Raw genomic sequence first — 6,836 nt, forward strand, 5'->3', positions numbered from 1 at the left:
GGACGGCATTCTTTGTACAAACGCGGCACGGTTTCCAGATTGTGGTTAAACACATCCGGTGGCGTTTCGCTGAGAATATCGAGGGCAATTTCCATACGGCCACGGAAGTCCGGTACCAGGGTTTCAACCTGAATCGCAGGGCTGTGCTCGCGGGTCAGGCGGATACAATCAGCAAAATGCTGGGCGCCGCCATCACGCAGATCGTCACGGTCTACCGAGGTTATCACCACGTATTTCAGGCCCATATCGGCAATGGCGGTAGCCAGATTGATCGGCTCATCCACATCAAGCGGATTCGGCCGGCCATGGCCCACATCGCAGAACGGACAACGGCGGGTACAGATATCGCCCATGATCATGAACGTTGCCGTACCGCCACCAAAACACTCACCGATGTTCGGGCAGCTGGCCTCTTCACACACGGTGTGCAGCTTGTGCTTGCGCAGCTTCTGTTTGATGTCGTTAATCTTCGGTGAGGCCGGAATACGCACGCGGATCCAGTCGGGTTTACGCGGCAACTCTTCGGTAGGGATGACTTTGATCGGGATACGGGCGACCTTTTCTGCACCACGTAATTTTTCTCCCTGAACCACTTTCGCCTTATCTGTCATATCACGCTCCGGGCGCTTCGCTGCCGGCACTCAATTCAGCCAGCAACTGTTGTTGTAAGGAAGCAATCACCGCTTCAGTGCTCAGCGGCAGATCGGTTTCATTGCGCATCTGCGTCATCTGCATGCCGGCATAGCCGCAGGGATTGATACGCTGAAAGGGCTCCAGATCCATATCGATATTCAGAGCCAGGCCATGAAAGGAGCGGCCATTTTTAATACGCAGCCCGAGTGAGGCAATCTTGCGCTCACCGACATAAACACCCGGCGCATCTTCGCGCGGAGCAGAATCAATCTGCCACTCGCTGAGAGTGGCCACGATCGCACGCTCAATCGCCGACACCAGTGCCCGCGGTCCCCAGCCAAGGCGTTTGATATCCACCATCAGATAGACCACCAGCTGGCCCGGCCCATGATAGGTAACCTGTCCGCCACGGTCACTCTGTACCACCGGGATATCGCCCGGCATCAGTACATGTTCGGCCTTACCCGCCTGCCCCTGGGTAAACACCCGCTCATGCTGCAGAAACCAGAGCTCGTCAGCTGTCTGCTCGTCGCGCGCTGCGGTAAAGGCCAGCATATCGTCATACACGCGGGTGTATTCCTGCAGGCCCAGCTCACGCACAAGCACAGCCGTCATCAGATCACCATATGGATATAGTCATGGGCCAGCAGGTCTTTATGCAAAGCCTGCAGCTGTTCGATCCCTGTGGCCGTGATATATACGGTCAGGGCGCGGAAACGGCCATTGGAACTGTTACGGATCTGAATGCGTTCAACATCGCATTCAGGCGCATGAATACGCACAATCTCCAGTACAACCTCGACATAGTCATCCTTACCATGACCGAGAATTTTTACCGGATAGTTAGCGCAGGGGAATTCAATTTTTGGAGCTTCAGGCTGACTCACGTTTATGGCCTCTCTGTACATCAGAGCCTTATATGGTTGTAACCCATACGAAATTCAAGCGCCATCGGACTTTGGCCAAAGACGCCACATTATTCAGCAGCCAGAAACACAAAAGCCAGCCTGAGCCAAAACCCAGACTGGCACGTATCTGCCGCGTTCAATCAGGCAAACAGGCGGGCAAAGAACAGCTTGATACTGCCCCACAGACGACCGAAGAAACCAGCTTCTTCAACATCAGACAGTGCAATTAACGGACGCTCAGCCTGTACTTCACCTTCCATGCTGACGGTCAGGGTACCAACCACCTGGCCTTTAACGATGGGGGCTTCAAGAAATTCATCGGTCAGGATATTCACTTCCAGCTCGCCTTTCATGCCGCGCGGCAGGGTCAGGTAAAGCTCTTTTTCCAGACCAATATCAGCGGTTTCGGTTTTACCCAGCCACACCGGATTGGTTTGCAGTACCTCTTCAGCGTTATAGACCTTACGGGTTTCGTAATAACGGAAACCGTAAGCCAGTAATTTCTGGGTTTCACGGGCACGGGCTTCTTCGCTGCGGGTTCCCATAACAACGGCAATCAGACGGGTGTTATCACGTACAGCAGAAGCCGCCAGACAGAAACCGGCCTCATCGGTATGACCGGTTTTCAGGCCGTCTACGGAAGGGTCACGCCACAACAGCTTGTTGCGGTTTGGCTGACGGATGTCGTTGTATTCGTAATATTTTTCGGCGTACAGCTTGTAATAATGCGGATGGTCTTTAACGATATGCAACGCCAGCTTGGCTATATCGCCAGCGGTAGATAAATGCCCCTCAGCCGGCCAGCCGGTTGCATTTTCAAAGTGGGTATTGGTCATACCAAAACGTTCAGCGTACTGATTCATCCAGCCGGCAAAGGCTTCTTCCGAACCGGCAAAGTATTCGGCCACCGCAACGGATGCATCGTTACCTGACTGCACGATAATGCCACGCAGCAGATCAATCAGCGCAACTTCGGTACCTTCGCGCACAAACATTTTTGAGCCGCCTTTACGCCAGGCTTTAACACTGATCGGCACCTGAGTCTGCTCAGTGACATTGCCCAGTTCCAGCTCATGCACAGCAATATAGCTGGTCATCATTTTAGTCAGACTGGCCGGCGGTAAACGTTCATCAGCGTTATGTTCAACCAGAATACGGCCACTATCGGCATCCATCAGCACATAGGCACTGGCATCCAGATCCGGCGCTTTAGGCACGATTACTTCTGCCTGCACGGCAGAAGCAGTGATGGCAGAAATCATTACAGAAACTATCAATAGCAAATAACGCATAACAAATATTTAACCGTTGGGTAAACACGGGCGCGCATTGTAACACGCTGAACATTTTTTGCAGGGGGCAGAAAGAGTAACGACTGCTCCTGCTCCCTCCAATGTTCGTTTGCCCCTGTCGGGTGAATTAGCCGGGCCGCTGCCCGACCATGAGTGACCGTAAAAACCGGTGTTTGGTTCCATCGCCACAGACGAAAAAACGATATAAAAAAACCCGGCAAAAAAACCGGGTTTTTATCTTCAGCGCGTAAGTTTAATCCCCTGCCTGACGCACCAGAGAGACTTCACGCGTTGGGTGCAAAGTCACAAACGGAGCGTTGTCAGCTACAGCCTGATAGCTGTGACGCAGACGGAACGACTTATCCAGACGGCGCAGACACAATGTCAGGCGTACCGTCAACCAACGGTAATCCGCTTTATCCTGAGTATGAACAACCACCGATGCATCGTTATCCAGAATAGCTTTACAGACCGGCTGCAGACTATCGGCGATATCACGGTCACGGCTGGCAATCTGCTCGGCTGAAACCGGATAGCTGGCCATAGGCGCGGTATCTTCTTTCGCTTCACTCCACAACTCAGAAACTTCATTACTGCCGGCGCTGGCTTTTACCACAGGCTTAGGCGCTACGGGTTTAGCCACGGCGACAACAGGAGCAGCTTTAGCCGCTGGTTTGGCATCAGCTTTAGATTTAGCAGTGTTGGCCTTTTCTGCATCAGCCAGACGTTTTGCAGCGGCTGCTTTTTCGGCTTTTTCCGCTTCAGCACGACGCTGACGTTCCTCTTCCTGACGACGCAGACGTTCCTGCTCGGCTTTCTTCTTGTCCGCCGCAGCCTGACGTTTTTCTTCTTCCGCCTTACGCTTACGCTCGGCTTCTACCTTGGCTTTTTCTTTTTCTGCAGCTTCGGCCAGTTGTTTCTGACGCGCCAGCTCTTCTTTGCTCGGGCCTTTTTCTTCAGCACGGGCAACCACGTTCGGAGCACCTTTATAAAGCTTATCCAGTTTATCCTGGCTTTCTTCCAGCCCCGGAGTCAGTGCTGCTACCAGCCAGACTTTATCCAGATATCCCTGAGCCTTATCGTACTCTTTGGCTGCGATGGCTTTGTTTGCCAGCGCCACATAGGCTTCGCCCCACTGATAGGCCAGTGGCACAACACGGAAATCATAGGGAGCCTGCTCACGGAAAGCGTCGATACGCTCCAGCGCGTTATTGCCTGCGGGGCTGGATAAACGCTGTGCAGCAATATCGGCTTTGATGCTGCTCAGCAGCTGATCCAGGTTCTGGGTAGCGGCCTGGGAATTCATGGCCAGCAGTAGAGCAGTTACGGTAATCAGTCGTTTCATAATGAGCAGCTTTATTTTGTTATCGTTTTGTCGGGCATAAGCGGAGCCTGTTCATACTGATTAAACAGGCCTGTTATCGACTAAAAATATCTCAGGCAAGGCGCTGAGAGTGTGGCCTAACAGGTTAAGCGAACGAACAGCAACGCGGCATGAGTAATTTTTAGCCATAACCCTTCGGGCTGAGGCCGGTTTCCCCCATAAACCTCGTCGTTCGTCATTCATTTAGCCCGCTAATATCAGTCCTCTCTCCTTGTTCTGAGGAAAACTGGCTCTCAGCAGGCCTGATTCAATTAGTGTGAACAGGCCCGAGGCTGGTAAGATGCAAAGAATCGCCCTCTGATGTCAAGTTCCATCTGTCATTCACCTGTAATACGCGGAGAAAAAAACATGTGGCTACGCCTCGGTTCACTGTTATTTGCCGTTCCCGGCATTATTTTGCTGACACTGTACGGAATCGAAATGTCGGCCGTGACTGAATGCAGCCAAAGCGGTGGCTTTTACGACTTCATCAATGCCCGCTGTGCCGATCAGCCGCAACCACAGAGCAGTTACTATCAGCGCCACAGCACGCTGGTCAATCTGATGATGCTGTTGTCTGTGCTTGGCACTTTTGCCATGGTCTGGGGCATGTTGTTAAAAGGCATGACCCGTCCGCAGCAACCATCCTGACAGGCCTTTCATCCGGTGCCCGATATCAGTGTCAGGCGCCGCAACACTTCTTGTATTTTTTCTCGCTGCCACAAGGGCAAAGGTCATTACGCCCCGGCTGCAGCGGCTGAAAATCAGCCTTACCATCCACATAACGCCAATGGCCATCGGCCGCTAAAGCAAAAGCAGAAACCTCGCTCAGGCAGAACCAGTCTTTACCTTCACAAAAACGCGCACTGAAACTGACCGTCGCCCTGTCGCCATCCTGCTGTAAATCATGCACCGTTAAGCCAAACCAGCGGGTATCGTTATCCAGCGGTAATTCTGCCGGGCGGGTGCGGCTGTCCCAGCTTTCGAGCAGATACTCCTGCAAGCCAAAGACAAAGGCGGTGTAACGCGAGCGCATCAGGGCTTCGGCGGTTGCAGCAGGCTGTCCCTGATGCAACGGCTGACAACAGTCACCATACAGACGGCCACTGCCACAGGGGCAAAGAGCTTCTGCCTGACCGCTCATTGCAGACGCCCGCTGTCACCCTGACGCGCCAGCGACAAAAGCTGACCAATCGCCTGAGCCAGCGACTCACTGCGCTGCGGAGAACGGAAGACTTCCATAAAGCGCTCGCGCATACCCGGCAACGCCAGCAGGTCGGCAACCAGCGCATTAAAGGCACTGATGCCCTGTTCGTTAACCGCCAGACATTCCAGATAAGCCAGCAGCAATCCGCCCTGCAGATCACGCCAGCAACGGCTGCCCAGCGCGGCCAGCAACTCGACCGAACGGCTGTGCGGATGTTGCAGCAGCAACTGCAGCAACAGCACGCGCTGATCGGCATTAACACTGTGCGATAAGGCACGGGCAAAGGCTGCCAGATCGGCCACCTCAGCACCGCCTGCCACCACCTGTGACAGGCTGTCGTTAATCGCGGAGGTCAGCGCCTGACCCGGTGCGGCATTTTCAAGGAAGCCCAGCACCACGTTGCGCGGCACCGCCGGTAAATGCGGCAGTGCATTACAGAGCAGGGTTTCATTCTGCTCTTCCGCCAGGCGTGCAACCACTTCCGCCAGCCCCTGCAGGCCGAGCTGCTGCCAGTTATCCCAGCCGATATCACCGCTCAGGTAAGCGCGGGCGGTCGCGTAGTATTGGGTCGTCCCCTGCCCCAGCGCCTGCAGCGCCAGTGCATGAAAGTAAGCCATACGGTTAGCATCCGGTTTGTAGCTGCAGGGCGCATCGCCGTGCTTCTGATCCGGATACTGGGCAACCCGCAGCCAGTGTTGCAGGAAGGCATCACGCGGACCTGGCTGCAGAATGTTCTGCTCATCCAGCGGCAACTTAACAAACCAGATATTGTGCTGCCCCGGCTCATCGGGATTCCAGCTGAGAATGCCCAGCCAGGCATGTTTCAGATAGGGTACCGGATAGGGTTTCTGCATCTGTTCAAAGGCTTTGAAATCCGCCAGAGGCACTTCTTCGATGCGTCGCCCAAGATCAAATACGCGCATCTGCGCGCCACTTTTGGCTACCAGTTCAGCAATGGTCACAACTTCGCTCCACAACAATGGGCTGATGGCGATCAGCCCACAGAAAATTCAACGGCGGGCAGTTTACCAGTTTTTGCCCGGCAGCCGGGTATATCCGCGCTAATTCCGATAAACTGACGTTTTACCCCGCATAGCCTCAGGGCCACAGGAGTTGTTATGGGTCTTATTTTCGCCATTATGGCAGGCATGATTATTGGTGGTGCCCTGGTGGCATACCGGCTGAGTAAACGCTGGCAGCAGCAAGTAAAAGATGCCGAAAAAAGTCTGCAGGAGATTGCCGACCAGCATCAGCAGGAAGTGGCCGCTGCGCGCGAACTGAAGCAGAAAGTCGCCGACCTGCAGTTTCAGCTTAATGAGGCACGTAACGAAGTACGGGCATTACAGGATAAGCAGTAAGACCTGTTATCAGCGGCCTTTCCGGCGCCGCAATACGCGACTGAGCAGCAGCGCGACCAGCGTTGCCAGTCCCAG

9 protein-coding genes are annotated in these 6,836 nt (G+C 54.1%); 2 read left to right on the top strand and 7 right to left on the bottom strand.

The annotated features are described in order from the left end of the window. From B3P58_RS19660 to B3P58_RS19680, 5 genes are all read right to left on the bottom strand, one after another. Positions 1–611, bottom strand: a 611-nt coding sequence (locus B3P58_RS19660) for a lipoyl synthase (RefSeq protein WP_286719975.1), incomplete at its 3' end; no start/stop codon positions are given. 1 nt (position 612) lies between these two features. Next, positions 613–1,248 carry a lipoyl(octanoyl) transferase LipB gene (gene lipB / locus B3P58_RS19665; RefSeq protein ID WP_225692205.1) on the bottom strand — a complete coding sequence of 212 codons (636 nt, stop codon included), beginning with the start codon at positions 1,246–1,248 and terminating at the stop codon, positions 613–615. Further along, the gene (locus B3P58_RS19670) at positions 1,248–1,520 is read right to left on the bottom strand and encodes a YbeD family protein (protein WP_225692204.1); all 273 of its coding nucleotides are present in this window, start codon (positions 1,518–1,520) and stop codon (positions 1,248–1,250) included. The genes lipB and B3P58_RS19670 overlap by 1 nt, the downstream gene beginning before the upstream one ends. 161 nt (positions 1,521–1,681) lie before the next feature. Beyond that, the gene (locus B3P58_RS19675) at positions 1,682–2,803 is read right to left on the bottom strand and encodes a D-alanyl-D-alanine carboxypeptidase family protein (protein WP_225692203.1); all 1,122 of its coding nucleotides are present in this window, start codon (positions 2,801–2,803) and stop codon (positions 1,682–1,684) included. A 283-nt stretch (positions 2,804–3,086) separates the two neighbouring features. Further along, positions 3,087–4,178 carry a hypothetical protein gene (locus tag B3P58_RS19680; RefSeq protein ID WP_145469739.1) on the bottom strand — a complete coding sequence of 364 codons (1,092 nt, stop codon included), beginning with the start codon at positions 4,176–4,178 and terminating at the stop codon, positions 3,087–3,089. Between the two features lie 387 nt (positions 4,179–4,565). Between B3P58_RS19680 and B3P58_RS19685 the strand changes: the two genes are divergently transcribed. Further along, positions 4,566–4,847: a hypothetical protein gene (locus tag B3P58_RS19685; protein ID WP_145469740.1), complete on the top strand. Its 282-nt coding sequence runs from the start codon at positions 4,566–4,568 to the stop codon at positions 4,845–4,847. Between the two features lie 31 nt (positions 4,848–4,878). On the opposite strand, the gene B3P58_RS19690 is transcribed toward B3P58_RS19685, so the two are convergent. After that, positions 4,879–5,340: a YchJ family protein gene (locus B3P58_RS19690; RefSeq protein WP_286719979.1), complete on the bottom strand. Its 462-nt coding sequence runs from the start codon at positions 5,338–5,340 to the stop codon at positions 4,879–4,881. Beyond that, positions 5,337–6,365 carry a DUF3549 family protein gene (locus tag B3P58_RS19695; protein WP_230332697.1) on the bottom strand — a complete coding sequence of 343 codons (1,029 nt, stop codon included), beginning with the start codon at positions 6,363–6,365 and terminating at the stop codon, positions 5,337–5,339. The genes B3P58_RS19690 and B3P58_RS19695 overlap by 4 nt, the downstream gene beginning before the upstream one ends. Positions 6,366–6,521: 156 nt before the next feature. Here B3P58_RS19695 and B3P58_RS19700 point away from each other — a divergent pair, with 156 nt between their 5' ends. Then, positions 6,522–6,761: a hypothetical protein gene (locus B3P58_RS19700; RefSeq protein WP_145469743.1), complete on the top strand. Its 240-nt coding sequence runs from the start codon at positions 6,522–6,524 to the stop codon at positions 6,759–6,761. The last annotated feature ends 75 nt before the right edge of the window (positions 6,762–6,836 follow it).

Source organism: Thalassolituus sp. UBA2009, assembly GCF_002335285.1.
Lineage (GTDB): Bacteria > Pseudomonadota > Gammaproteobacteria > Pseudomonadales > Oceanobacteraceae > Venatoribacter > Venatoribacter alkanivorans.